We start from the raw sequence: 12,720 nt of genomic DNA on the forward strand, positions 1-12,720 counted from the left end.
TGTCGCAGACTTTCGGCAAGTCTATGAAATCATTGGATTTTGATCTGTCGTTTTCAGTGAATTGATTTGCTTGATCTGTAAGCCAGCGCTCCTCGCTCAATTCTTGTGACGCGACGAGATGGCTTCCAGCTGTTTATTCAGGGCCTCTTTGCGTTCGGCAGGAATGTCATTCCAGTGCACGTCCATCAGGGCGCCTTCTATTGCATACAGCAACACCTTGGACGCCCGAAATCCGCGCGTACGCACGGCCCGATAAGCGTCCACCGCCCCCAGGCGACGCAAGTCCGAGGCACTGTGGATGCCTACGGCGTGCAGCCACTGTGCCGACGTCTTGCCAAGGTTCTTCAGGTGTTGCAGTTCATCATTCATCAAGCCTCCTTGCGATGGCCGAATGCAGATCGTGGGCAAGCATTTGAGGAGTGTAGCCATCAGTAGGAAAAGCGTGATTGTTTGGTCGTTTTCGACGCAAATGCTTCTAAGGGGCAGAATGGGCTGGAGGGCTGAAAATCCGCGAATGCGGCGAAAAACAGCAGGAAACAATGGGCTTTTGCCGGAAAAAGAGACTCAGCGTCCAGCGCGAAGAGAGGGCTGGACTTGTCAGTTTGCGGCCTTGCTCAGCGAGTTCGGTAACGCAGCCGTGTACCGAAATTCATCGACATCAGGATCTCGTCAGCACTGAGCTCGGGGGGGAAGTAGGCGCCGGAAATTTGCGCGTGGCCCAGGCTCGCACCTTCCAGGTTGGCTTTGCTGAAATCGATGCCGCGCAAGTCGGCGGAACGGAAGTAAGCGTTGCGAAAGTCCACGTCATCGGCGTTGAGCTCTCGCAGGTCGAGGCCGCGGAAGTCGCCACCGACCATGTCGATTGGGCCATCAGTGGGGCGTTCGCTGTTGAAGCCCCTGATGTCGTCTTTGTGCAGCAAAGCATAAAGCGGGGTGTCGAGGAGTTTTGGCTGGCTCATGTCGCATCACCTGTTGGTTTTATGATGCCAGTATAGTGCCACTACTTAACAGCCGTGAAGCCAGTGGAGGCTCCACGGTTGAAATACTTCTTACAGTCCTGGCAGGCGCTGGCGAATTTGCTCAACAACCGTATCGAGGGTCCCGCTTTCATTGGTCTGGACGCGTTTGCTGCAGAGAATTTCCGCCGGTGTCAGCGCTTCGCGGCTGGCTTGCTGGGCTTCAATAACAGCGAGGGTGGCATCGGACGGGTCTTTCTTGTCTGCCTGGCGCATGGCCAGCCAGCTTTCGATCACGGCTTGCGGTGCATTGCAGTCGAGGATCAGGAACGGTGCGCCTGTGGCCTCGGCAACTTTCGCGGCGCTGTCGCGCTGGTCACGCTTGAGGTAAGTGGCGTCGATCACTACCGGGAAACCGGCACGCAGGATGACGTCGGCGATTTCATGCAGTCGGGCATAGGTCGAAACGCTGGCGTCGGCACTGTAGATACCGGCCTGCACGTCATTCTGGACGGTTTGCTCACCGAACAGGCGCTTGCGCTCAACGTCGGAACGCAGGCGAATCGCCCCCAGTGCTTCCACCAGGCGCATGGCGACATGGCTCTTGCCGACAGCGGAAACGCCGTGGGTAATGGCCATGAAGCGCGAAGGAATGGTGCTGTAGCTTTCCGCCAGGTTGGCGTAATTGCGGTACTGGCGCAGGGTGGTCGCGCGCTGCACAGGAGTGGCATCGGCCGGCATGCTGAACAGGGCGACTTTGGCGCGAACCAGCGCGCGGTAGGCTTTATAGAAGTTCAGCAGTTCGAGGCCACGGTAATCGCCGGTCAGTTCCAGATACTGACTGATGAAACGACGCGCCAGGCTCTTCAGGCCTCGGTCCTCCAGGTCCATTGCGAGGAAACCGGTGTCGGCATACACGTCAGTGAAGCGAAACGGTTCGTTGAATTCGATGCAGTCGAAAATGACGACTTTGCCGTCGATCACGGTGGCGTTGCCGAGGTGGATGTCACCGTGGCATTCGCGGATGAAGCCTTCAGCCTTGCGCTGGGCAAACAATGGCTTGAGGCGCTCGAAGCTGCTTTCGGCCCAGGCTTGCAGCGCGTCGAGTTGCAGCAGATCGGCTTTGTCGCTGAGGAACGGACGGATCTGTTCGAAGTTCTGCCGTACCGGCGCCATCACGCTGTCCGGGGTGCCGGCGTCGTGCTCGCTCGGGACTTTTGGTGCGCTGAGGTGGAAGCGGGCGATTTGCTCGGCCATTTCGTCGACATGGGCAGGGGTCAGTTCGCCGTTGGCTTGCAGGGTGCTGAGCAACCCGTTTTGCGCGAACTGGCGCATCTTCAATACGTATTCGATGGCTGGGCCGTCGCCGCCCAATTGCGGTGCCTCGATGCTGCCGGTGACCGGAAGCACCTCGAGGTACAAGTCGTCGGTCAGGCGCTGGTTCAGGCGCAGCTCTTCGTTGCAGAAGTGTTCGCGAGCCTCAAGCCCGGTGAAGTCGAGAAAGCCGAAATTGACCGGTTTCTTCACTTTATAGGCGTAGGGGCCTGTGAGCAGAACCCAGGAGATATGAGTTTCGATGACCTGGAATCCCTCTACCGGATGCGGGTAGAGGGCAGGGTTTTGCAGGGCAGCGATCAGGGACTGGCTCACAGGCGATCCTTCAGAGTCTGGGAAATTCAAGGCGTCCATTATGGCCGCAAGTCCGCTCGACGCAAACCTCGGAGCGCGTCTGTTGAGGATGAATAAAGTGCGTATAATCCGCCGCCATGACTCGTACCCGATCTCCCCGTACCCCTAAAAAACCACCTTCCAAGGGCATGCGCCCATGGTTGAGCTGGGCCATTAAACTCAGCCTGGTCGGCCTTGTGGTGCTGGCCGGCTTTGCGGTTTACCTCGACGCGATCGTCCAGGAAAAGTTCTCCGGCAAGCGCTGGACCATTCCTGCGAAGGTCTATGCGCGCCCGCTCGAACTTTTCGTCGGACAGAAGTTGAGCAAAACGGACTTCCTGACCGAACTCGATGCCCTGGGCTATCGCCGCGAAAGCGTGGCCAATGGCCCGGGCGCGGCGGCGGTCAATGGCAACACCGTCGACCTCAATACCCGTGGCTTCCAGTTCTATGAAGGCATGGAGCAAGCGCAACCGGTTCGCGTGCGTTTCTCCGGGGACTACGTGGCCGAATTGTCGGCGACCAACGGTTCGAAGCTGTCGGTTGTGCGTCTGGAACCGCTGTTGATCGGCGGCCTGTACCCGAAGAACCTTGAAGACCGGATTCTGATCAAGATCGATCAGGTTCCGCCGTTCCTGCTCGAGACCCTGGTCGCTGTCGAGGACCGCGATTTCTATCATCACTTCGGTGTTTCGCCGAAGTCGATTGCCCGTGCGATCTGGGTCAACGGTTCTGCGGGGCGTATGCGCCAGGGCGGTAGTACCCTGACGCAACAGTTGGTCAAAAACTTCTACCTGACCAACGAACGCAGCCTCAGCCGAAAACTCACCGAAGCCATGATGGCGCTTCTGCTGGAACTGCATTACGACAAACCCGAAATCCTTGAGGCTTATCTCAACGAAGTGTTTGTCGGCCAGGACGGGCAGCGTGCGGTGCACGGTTTCGGTCTCGCCAGCCAGTTCTTCTTCAGTCAGCCATTGGCTGAACTCAAGTTGCATCAAGTGGCGTTGTTGGTCGGCATGGTCAAAGGCCCGTCTTCCTACAATCCGCGTCGTTATCCCGAGCGCGCACTTGAGCGTCGCAACCTGGTGCTGGATGTGCTGCAAGAGCAGGGCGTAGCCACGGCCGAGCAAGTTGAAGCGGCGAAGAAAATGCCGCTGGGCGTGACCAAGCGCGGCAGCCTGGCGGACAGCTCGTTCCCGGGCTTCCTCGATCTGGTCAAGCGTCAGTTGCGCGAAGACTATCGCGACGAAGACTTGACCGAAGAAGGCCTGCGCATCTTCACCAGTTTCGATCCGATCCTGCAGATGAAGGCTGAAGCTTCGGTCGACGATACCTTCAAGCGCTTGTCCGGGCGCAAAGGTTCCGATGAGGTTGAAGCGGCGATGGTCGTGACCAATCCGGAAACCGGTGAAGTGCAGGCCATGATCGGCAGTCGTCAGGCCAGCTTTGCCGGGTTCAACCGGGCGCTGGATGCTGTGCGACCGATCGGCTCGTTGATCAAGCCTGCGGTTTATCTGACAGCGCTCGAGAAACCGAGCCAGTACACATTGACCAGTTGGCTGTCAGACGAATCCTTCTCGGTCAAAGGGGCGGATGGTCAGGTCTGGAAACCCCAGAACTATGATCGTCGATCCCACGGTACGGTTTTCCTTTATCAAGGTCTAGCGCATTCCTACAACCTGTCGACAGCGCGTCTTGGTTTGGCCGTGGGTGTGCCAAATGTGCTGAAAACGGTAGGGCGACTGGGGGTGACTCGCGAGTTTCCGGCTTTCCCGTCGATGTTGCTCGGTGCTGGCGGCATGACGCCAATCGAAGTGGCGACCATGTACCAGACCCTCGCCAACGGTGGCTTCAACACGCCAATGCGCGGGATTCGCAGCGTGCTGACCGCCGAAGGCGAGCCGCTCAAGCGTTATCCGTTCCAGATTCAGCAGCGTTTCGATCCGGCTTCTATCTACTTGATCCAGAGCGCCATGCAGCGCGTCATGCGTGAAGGCACCGGCAGCTCGGTTTACAACGTATTGCCCAAGACTCTGACCCTGGCCGGCAAGACCGGTACCAGTAACGATTCACGGGACAGTTGGTTCGCAGGCTTCAGCCAGGACTTGCTGGCGGTGGTCTGGCTGGGTCGCGATGACAACGGCAAAACGCCGTTCACCGGTGCCACCGGCGCGTTGCAGGTCTGGACCAGCTTCATGCGCAAGGCCGATCCACTTCCCCTGGACATGCCGCAGCCCGACAATGTTGTCCAGGCGTGGGTCGATTCGCGTACCGGCCAAGGTTCTGACGCCGGTTGCCCGGGTGCCGTGCAGATGCCGTATATTCGCGGCAGCGAACCGCCTCCCGGCGCCGCTTGCGGTGGTGAAAACCCTGCTGAGTCGGTGATGGATTGGGTCAAGGGCTGGATGAATTAAGCAAAGAGGGTTTCAAGTGAACAAGTGGTTGATTCCAGCGGTTGCCGCCGTAGCTTTGCTCAGCGGTTGTTCCTCTGTACAACGGGGTTCGATCCCGGTCGTGGATTCCGGTACTACGGTGTCCAACAGTGAGCGGATTTCGACGAACGGCGGCTACCGCCAGACGACGGTGAAGCGTCCTGTGCAAGCCCAGACTCAAGCGATTCCGCAGGGTGATACCGGGGTTGTCGTGATGGTGCCGGGTGGCGGTGCGACGACCTCGACGCCGATCAGCACTACACCGATTACCCCAGGCCCGATCACGCCGGGTCCGATTGAAACGTCGCCGGTTCAATCTGCACCGATCAATCAGGGCAGCTACAGCATGCCGTCGACGCCTAGCGGAATCCCGTCGGCCAGTGCCGGCGGTCTTTCCGCAGACGAACAACTGGATGGCCCGGTGCTGGCCCTGTTGACCACGGCTCAGCAGCAACAGGCGAGCGGTGACCTCAATGGCGCGTCTTCCAGCCTCGAGCGCGCCCAGCGTGTCGCGCCACGCGAGCCACAAGTGCTCTATCGTCTGGCGCAAGTCCGCATGGCGCAGGGGGACGCGGCGCAGGCCGAGCAGTTCGCTCGCCGTGGCCTGACTTTCGCTAATGGACGACCGGCGCTTCAGGCCAGTCTGTGGGAATTGATCGCGCAGGCACGTGAGAAACAGGGCGATCCTTCAGGCGCAGCGCTGGCCCGTCAGAAAGCCAAGGTTACGTCGTGATGGATGTGCGTTTTCCGAAGATAGCCGATCAGTTGCTGCTGATCGAGCGTGAGTTGCGGGTGCAAGGCTGGTGGGATGAGGTCGAGCCATCGGCTGAAGCACTGTCCAGTGTCGAGCCGTTCTCGGTCGATACCCTGGACTTCGAACAGTGGCTGCAATGGATCTTCCTGCCGCGCATGAAGGCGATCCTGGAACAGGATTTACCGTTGCCAAACGCTTCGGGAATTCAGGAAATGGCCGAAATGGTCTTTGCCGGGCGCAATGTGCAAGGCAAGGATCGGCAGCTGCAGGTCCTGCTCAAAGAGTTTGATCAACTGATCACTGCTTCCCGCTGAAGTCGTTCGCTCGGTAAAACGGGGAATGGCCAGTCGGTCGGCGATGAAGAAGTGCGTGCGCGTGCCAATTCTTTACCAAAAGTTGCGCAATTGAAGCTAACACCCGTCGGTTTTATGGGTTTTTTCTTGCGTTCTCATGCGCTTACCAGAATAAAGCGCATAGACGACTTGACTTGCAACGGACGAAACAGAAGAATCCAAAGTCCGCTGTACAGGGACTGCCAGAAGCAGACCCTCTCAGCAGATCATGAGGCGCATATCCGCGTCGACCTGTTACACCCGCAACGCGTTACCTCGCGCTGGGTGGGAAAGCCCCGCAACACTTGGGACGATCCCAATACTTGCTCAGTCAGTGCTGACGTAGTCGGCGACCACCGTCGCTCATGCTCTGCTGAGAAGTAAACCTATTAAGACCCGTCCCATTTTTCGTGGGCGGTATTCTGGCGTTTTAGAGGTGAGCAACGTGGAGCTTTTATCTGGCGGTGAGATGCTCGTCCGCTTCTTGCGTGACGAAGGCGTCAAATATATCTACGGGTACCCGGGTGGTGCTCTTCTTCATGTTTACGATGCCCTGTTCAAAGAACCGGAAGTGACCCACATCCTGGTTCGTCACGAGCAGGCGGCTACCCATATGGCTGACGGCTACGCCCGTGCCACCGGTAAAGCCGGTGTGGTACTGGTGACTTCCGGTCCTGGCGCAACAAACGCCATTACCGGTATTGCCACTGCCTACATGGACTCCATTCCAATGGTGATCATTTCCGGTCAGGTGCCTAGCACCATGGTCGGCACCGATGCGTTCCAGGAAACCGACATGATCGGTATCTCCCGGCCGATCGTGAAGCACAGCTTCATGATCAAGCACGCGTCGGAAATCCCGGAAGTCATGAAGAAGGCTTTCTACCTGGCGCAATCCGGTCGTCCTGGCCCGGTCGTTGTCGATATTCCGAAAGACATGACCAACCCGGCCGAGAAGTTCGAATATGTCTTCCCGAAAAAAGCCAAGTTGCGCTCCTACAGCCCGGCCGTTCGCGGTCACTCCGGACAAATCCGCAAGGCAGCAGAAATGCTCCTGGCAGCCAAGCGTCCAGTGATGTACGCAGGCGGTGGCGTGATTCTCGGTGGTGGCTCCGCGCCGCTGACCGAACTGGCGAAAATGCTTAACCTGCCAGTAACCAACACCCTGATGGGCTTGGGTGCCTACCCTGGCACCGACCGTCAGTTCATCGGCATGCTCGGCATGCACGGCAGCTACACCGCCAACCTGGCGATGCACCATGCTGACGTGATCCTCGCCGTCGGTGCGCGTTTCGATGACCGTGTAATCAACGGCGCTTCGAAGTTTTGCCCGAACGCCAAGATCATTCACATCGACATCGACCCGGCTTCGATTTCCAAGACCATCAAGGCCGACGTGCCTATCGTTGGTCCGGTCGAGAGCGTCCTGACCGAAATGGTTGCGATCCTCAAGGAAATCGGCGAGACCCCGAACAAGGAGTCTGTAGCCAGCTGGTGGAAGCAAGTTGATGAGTGGCGCGGTGATCGTGGCTTGTTCCCTTACGACAAGGGCGACGGCAGCGTCATCAAGCCGCAGACCGTGATCGAAACCCTGTGCGAAGTGACCAAGGGCGACGCCTTTGTGGCTTCGGACGTGGGCCAGCACCAGATGTTCGCTGCGCAGTACTACACGTTTGACAAGCCCAACCGCTGGATCAACTCCGGCGGTCTGGGCACCATGGGGTTCGGTTTTCCGGCCGCCATGGGCATCAAGTTGAGCTTCCCGGATACCGACGTCGTTTGCGTCACCGGTGAAGGCAGTATCCAGATGAACATCCAGGAACTGTCGACCTGCTTGCAATACGGTTTGCCGGTAAAAATCGTCATCCTGAACAACGGTGTGCTGGGTATGGTTCGCCAGTGGCAGGACATGAGCTACGGCAGCCGTCATTCGCACTCCTACATGGAGTCGTTGCCTGATTTCGTCAAGCTGGCAGAGGCCTATGGTCACGTCGGCGTGCGCATCACCGATTCGAAAGATTTGAAGTCGAAGATGGAAGAAGCGTTCGCCATGAAGGATCGCCTGGTTGTGATCGATGTTTCGGTCGATACCAGCGAGCACGTCTACCCGATGCAGATCAAAGACGGCTCCATGCGCGATATGTGGCTGAGCAAGACGGAGCGTACTTAATCATGCGGCACATTATTTCCTTGCTTCTGGAAAACGAACCGGGCGCTCTGTCTCGTGTGGTTGGCCTGTTCTCGCAGCGCAACTACAACATCGAAAGCCTGACCGTGGCGCCAACCGAAGACCCGACCCTGTCGCGTCTGACGCTGACCACTGTCGGTCACGATGAAGTCATCGAGCAGATCACCAAGAACCTGAACAAACTGATCGAAGTGGTAAAACTGGTCGACTTGTCGGAGAGTGCTCACATCGAGCGCGAACTGATGCTGGTCAAGGTCAAGGCCACCGGTGCCCAGCGCGCCGAGATCAAGCGCACCACCGATATTTATCGTGGACAGATCGTCGATGTCAGCGCCAGCGTATATACCGTTCAACTGACCGGTACCAGCGACAAGCTCGACAGCTTCATTCAGTCCATTGGCACCGCTTCGATTCTGGAGACCGTCCGCAGTGGCGTCACCGGTATTGCCCGCGGCGACAAAGTACTCAGCATCTAAACCAAATTAGCGAATGGCCTGAACGGCCTGATATAGGGGAATTTCATGAAAGTTTATTACGAAAAAGACTGCGACCTGTCGATCATCCAGGGCAAGAAAGTAGCCATCATCGGTTACGGTTCCCAGGGTCATGCTCAAGCGTGCAACCTGAAAGACTCCGGCGTTGACGTGACTGTTGGTCTGCGTAAAGGTTCGGCCACTGTTGCCAAGGCTGAAGCCCACGGCCTGAAAGTAACTGACGTTGCTTCTGCTGTTGCTGCTGCCGACCTGGTCATGATCCTGACCCCGGACGAGTTCCAGTCCTCCCTGTACAAGAACGAAATCGAGCCGAACATCAAGAAAGGCGCCACCCTGGCCTTCTCCCACGGTTTCGCGATCCACTACAACCAGGTTGTGCCACGCGCTGACCTCGACGTGATCATGATCGCGCCGAAGGCTCCGGGCCACACCGTACGTTCCGAGTTCGTGAAAGGCGGCGGTATCCCTGACCTGATCGCGATCTACCAGGACGCCTCGGGCAACGCCAAAAACGTAGCACTGTCCTACGCTGCAGGCGTTGGTGGTGGTCGTACCGGCATCATCGAAACCACCTTCAAGGACGAGACCGAAACCGACCTGTTCGGCGAACAAGCCGTTCTGTGCGGCGGTACCGTTGAACTGGTTAAAGCCGGTTTTGAAACCCTGGTTGAAGCTGGCTACGCGCCGGAAATGGCCTACTTCGAGTGCTTGCACGAACTGAAGCTGATCGTTGACCTCATGTACGAAGGCGGTATCGCCAACATGAACTACTCAATCTCCAACAACGCCGAATACGGCGAGTACGTGACCGGCCCGGAAGTCATCAACGCCGAGTCCCGTCAGGCCATGCGCAACGCCCTGAAACGTATTCAGGACGGCGAATACGCCAAGATGTTCATCAGCGAAGGCGCTACCGGCTATCCTTCGATGACCGCCAAACGTCGTAACAACGCCGCTCACGGTATCGAAATCATCGGCGAGCAACTGCGCTCCATGATGCCGTGGATCGGTGCCAACAAGATCGTCGACAAAGCCAAAAACTAAGTCACGCTCTTGCACGAAAAACGCGGCTTAGGCCGCGTTTTTTCGTTTGGGAGGCCGGTTCTGGTATAAAGCTGCATCGTTTGCGGTCGAATCGTCGTCCCAGGCACCTGTCCAAACTTTCCACCCCGTTGCAAGGTAATGTCCATGAGCGAACGCCCCGAAGAGCCAAACCAGGCTCCTGACGCCGAAAGCCTGCTACCCGTCGATGAACATGTCGAGGAAGGGCATGACGCTGAAGGTCGTAAAGTCCGGCATCGTGGTATCTATCTTTTGCCGAACCTGTTCACCACCGCGAACCTGTTCGCCGGCTTCTATTCCATCATCAACTCGATGAGCGCACAGGCGGCCTTGAGCGCTGGCGACTCAGTCAACGCAAGCAAGTACTTCGCTTTTGCAGCTATCGCAATTTTCGTTGCCATGGTGCTCGATGGCCTCGATGGTCGCGTTGCTCGCATGACCAATACCCAAAGTGCTTTCGGCGCCGAGTACGATTCCCTGTCGGACATGGTCGCTTTCGGCGTTGCGCCGGCATTGCTGGCATTCGGCTGGGCCCTTGGCGATATGGGCAAGGTTGGCTGGATGGTGGCGTTCATCTATGTGGCGGGCGCGGCGTTGCGTCTCGCGCGTTTCAACACGCAGGTCGGTACCGCCGATAAGCGCTACTTCATCGGCCTGGCCAGTCCGGCTGCCGCAGGTGTGGTGGCGGGGATTGTGTGGGCCTTCAGCGATTACGGCATCCAGGGCTCCAAGATGTCTTTCCTGGTTGCGCTGATGGTGGCTGCGGCCGGCATGCTGATGGTCAGCAACATCAAGTACAACAGCTTTAAAGAGCTTGACCTGAAAGGGCGAGTGCCTTTTGTGGCGATTCTCGCCGTAGTGTTGGTGTTCGCGGTTGTGTTCAGCGATCCACCGCGCATTCTGCTGCTGGTTTTCCTCGCCTATGCAGCGTCGGGTCCGGTGCAATACCTGTTGCATCTTCGTCGGCGCAAAAGCGTCGAGTAATGTAATTTCCCTCATACTCCGCAGTCTATTGGTGCATCTGTTCTCCAATGCTGCGGAGTAGCCATGCTGATCAAAGTCCCAAAAGCGTCTGACTGTCATGAGTCGGATGTCACGCCTGAATCCCTCTATCTTTCTCGACGCCATGTATTGGGTGCTGCTGTTGCCGGTTTGGCGATCAGTGGTCTATCTCGGTGGGCGGCGGCTGACAATGTGGAGCGTTATGCGGGCGTTGAGCCCGGAAAGGCGCCTTCCTGGTTCAGCGAAAAGTTTCCCTCAATTGAGTGGGGGGCAGTAAACGTCAAAGATGAGGCGATCACGCCGTTCAAGGACGCAACCCACTACAACAACTTCTATGAGTTCGGTACGGATAAGGGTGACCCGGCTGCCAACGCCCGTGCGCTGAAGACTCAGCCGTGGACCGTTGTTGTGGATGGTGAGGTGGGTAAACCGGGGCGATATGCGTTGGAAGACTTCATGAAGCCTTACCAATTGGAGGAGCGCATCTATCGACTTCGTTGTGTTGAGGCGTGGTCGATGGTGATTCCATGGATCGGATTTCCTCTCTCGGCTTTGCTCAAGGAAGTTGAGCCAACATCCAGCGCCAAATTCATCCGGTTCGAAACCCTGCAGGACCCCAAGAGTATGCCGGGACAACGCTCCGGTTTTGCCCTGATCGATTGGCCTTATATAGAAGGGCTGCGATTGGATGAGGCGATGAACCCGTTGTCGATTCTTGCGGTGGGCATGTATGGGCGTGAACTACCGAATCAGAACGGGGCGCCACTGCGTCTGGTGGTGCCCTGGAAGTACGGCTTCAAAAGCATCAAGTCGATCGTGCGAATCAGTTTGGTCAGCGAGCAGCCTAAAACCACCTGGCAGAGCATTGCCTCGGACGAGTACGGTTTCTATGCGAACGTGAACCCTACGGTTGACCATCCGCGCTGGACCCAGGCACGCGAACGTCGACTGCCAAGCGGGCTGTTGAAGCCGAATGTGCGCGAGACGCAAATGTTCAACGGTTACGCGGATGAAGTCGCTTCTCTCTATGCAGGGCTCGATCTGCGGAAGAACTACTGATGCGCTATCCGTTTTGGCGTATCGGAGTATTCCTTGCGGCGATGATATGGCCATTGCTTTGGTTGTATCAGGCTTGGGGGGATGCGCTTGGGCCTGATCCGGGCAAGGTATTGGTTGACCGGTTGGGATTGGGCACGCTTGTTCTGTTGCTCATTACGTTGAGCATGACGCCTCTGCAAAAACTCACGGGTTGGGCGGGGTGGATGGCTGTCCGGCGGCAACTGGGATTGTGGTGTTTCGCTTATGTGGTTCTGCACTTGAGCGCCTACCTGGCATTTATCCTTGGTTTCGATTGGTCGCAGCTTGGCGTTGAGCTGCGTAAGCGTCCGTACATCATTGTCGGAGCATTGGGCTTTCTGTGTCTGCTGGCGTTGGCGGTGACCTCCAATCGATACAGTCAGCGACGATTGGGGGTTCGTTGGAAGAAACTGCATTGCCTGGTTTATGGGGTTCTCGGGCTTGGTTTGCTGCATATGCTCTGGATTGTGCGCGCTGATCTGAGGGAATGGGCTATCTATGCATCTATAGGTGCCTTGTTGTTAGTGCTGCGGCTACCGCCTTTTGCTCGTCGAATCCCGCGTTTAGTGGCTAAAAAGGGCACTTCTGCCAAAAAGGCGTAAATAGCTGTTGACGGCAGATCTCGGGTGTCTATAATTCGCCCCACTTCCGGCGCAGTCGAAACGGAAAACTCCTTGGTAAACAATGAGTTACGAAGTTTTCGGCAGCAGGTTGCTTCAGTTCATCGAAGCCAAAAGGAAGTTGAAAAAGAG

General features: G+C 57.3%; 12 protein-coding genes. 9 read left to right on the plus strand and 3 right to left on the minus strand.

Annotated elements, in window-relative coordinates:
- Positions 1–96 precede the first annotated feature (96 nt).
- From CKW19_RS26920 to CKW19_RS26930, 3 genes are all read right to left on the minus strand, one after another.
- The gene (locus CKW19_RS26920; protein ID WP_007971093.1) at positions 97–369 is read right to left on the minus strand and encodes a TfoX/Sxy family protein; all 273 of its coding nucleotides are present in this window, start codon (positions 367–369) and stop codon (positions 97–99) included.
- A 245-nt stretch (positions 370–614) separates the two neighbouring features.
- Complete coding sequence (locus tag CKW19_RS26925) at positions 615–959, minus strand: pentapeptide repeat-containing protein (protein ID WP_095061392.1); 345 nt, start codon at positions 957–959, stop codon at positions 615–617.
- A 90-nt stretch (positions 960–1,049) separates the two neighbouring features.
- Positions 1,050–2,606: a bifunctional aminoglycoside phosphotransferase/ATP-binding protein gene (locus CKW19_RS26930; RefSeq protein ID WP_095061394.1), complete on the minus strand. Its 1,557-nt coding sequence runs from the start codon at positions 2,604–2,606 to the stop codon at positions 1,050–1,052.
- A gap of 116 nt (positions 2,607–2,722) precedes the next feature.
- Between CKW19_RS26930 and mrcB the strand changes: the two genes are divergently transcribed.
- From mrcB to msrQ, 9 genes are all read left to right on the plus strand, one after another.
- Positions 2,723–5,041 carry a penicillin-binding protein 1B gene (gene mrcB, locus CKW19_RS26935; protein ID WP_095061396.1) on the plus strand — a complete coding sequence of 773 codons (2,319 nt, stop codon included), beginning with the start codon at positions 2,723–2,725 and terminating at the stop codon, positions 5,039–5,041.
- A 16-nt stretch (positions 5,042–5,057) separates the two neighbouring features.
- The gene (locus CKW19_RS26940) at positions 5,058–5,792 is read left to right on the plus strand and encodes a tetratricopeptide repeat protein (RefSeq protein WP_095061398.1); all 735 of its coding nucleotides are present in this window, start codon (positions 5,058–5,060) and stop codon (positions 5,790–5,792) included.
- Entirely contained in the window at positions 5,792–6,127 is a 336-nt protein-coding gene (locus tag CKW19_RS26945) for a YqcC family protein (protein ID WP_095061400.1), read from the plus strand. The genes CKW19_RS26940 and CKW19_RS26945 overlap by 1 nt, the downstream gene beginning before the upstream one ends.
- A 463-nt stretch (positions 6,128–6,590) precedes the next feature.
- Positions 6,591–8,315, plus strand: coding sequence for an acetolactate synthase 3 large subunit (locus CKW19_RS26950; protein WP_095061408.1), 1,725 nt, complete (start codon positions 6,591–6,593; stop codon positions 8,313–8,315).
- A gap of 2 nt (positions 8,316–8,317) precedes the next feature.
- Positions 8,318–8,809, plus strand: a complete 492-nt coding sequence (gene ilvN / locus CKW19_RS26955; RefSeq protein WP_003176102.1) for an acetolactate synthase small subunit — start codon at positions 8,318–8,320, stop codon at positions 8,807–8,809.
- Positions 8,810–8,854: 45 nt separating this feature from the next.
- Positions 8,855–9,871 carry a ketol-acid reductoisomerase gene (gene ilvC, locus CKW19_RS26960; RefSeq protein WP_053123857.1) on the plus strand — a complete coding sequence of 339 codons (1,017 nt, stop codon included), beginning with the start codon at positions 8,855–8,857 and terminating at the stop codon, positions 9,869–9,871.
- A gap of 144 nt (positions 9,872–10,015) precedes the next feature.
- On the plus strand, positions 10,016–10,873 hold the full coding sequence (pssA, locus tag CKW19_RS26965) for a CDP-diacylglycerol--serine O-phosphatidyltransferase (protein WP_095061402.1): 858 nt from the start codon (positions 10,016–10,018) through the stop codon (positions 10,871–10,873).
- A 63-nt stretch (positions 10,874–10,936) separates the two neighbouring features.
- Positions 10,937–11,950, plus strand: coding sequence for a protein-methionine-sulfoxide reductase catalytic subunit MsrP (msrP, locus tag CKW19_RS26970; RefSeq protein WP_095061404.1), 1,014 nt, complete (start codon positions 10,937–10,939; stop codon positions 11,948–11,950).
- Positions 11,950–12,570 carry a protein-methionine-sulfoxide reductase heme-binding subunit MsrQ gene (gene msrQ / locus CKW19_RS26975; RefSeq protein WP_095061406.1) on the plus strand — a complete coding sequence of 207 codons (621 nt, stop codon included), beginning with the start codon at positions 11,950–11,952 and terminating at the stop codon, positions 12,568–12,570. The genes msrP and msrQ overlap by 1 nt, the downstream gene beginning before the upstream one ends.
- Positions 12,571–12,720: the final 150 nt, after the last annotated feature.

This window comes from Pseudomonas sp. Irchel s3f7 (assembly GCF_900187615.1).
Lineage (GTDB): Bacteria > Pseudomonadota > Gammaproteobacteria > Pseudomonadales > Pseudomonadaceae > Aquipseudomonas.